The following is a 234-nucleotide window of genomic DNA, read 5'->3' as shown; positions in this document are numbered from 1 at the left end:
GGACAGGTCGCGGCCCGTCAGCTGCTCGATCCTGCCGACCCGGTAGCGCAGCGTGTTGACGTGCAGGTGCAGCCGCGTCGCGCAGCGGGTCCAGGAGCCGTCGCAGTCCAGGAACGCCTCCAGCGTCGGGATGAGCTCGGCGCGGTGGCGGCGGTCGTAGTAGCGCAGCGGGTCCAGGAGGCGGGCGGTGAAGGCGCGGCGGACGTCGTCGGGGACGAACGGCAGCAGCAGGAC

1 protein-coding gene is annotated in these 234 nt (G+C 73.1%); it reads right to left on the bottom strand.

Going from position 1 to position 234, the window contains the following annotated elements; translation table 11 throughout:
* On the bottom strand, positions 1-234 hold a 234-nt coding region (locus tag ACSNOC_RS28015; RefSeq protein ID WP_436750370.1), incomplete at both ends, for a PucR family transcriptional regulator.

The organism is Streptomyces sp. URMC 129 (genome assembly GCF_051386415.1).
Classification (GTDB): Bacteria; Actinomycetota; Actinomycetes; order Streptomycetales; family Streptomycetaceae; genus Streptomyces.
Note: the sequence above shows the minus strand (reverse complement) of the source record. Positions and strands in the feature narration are given on the sequence as shown.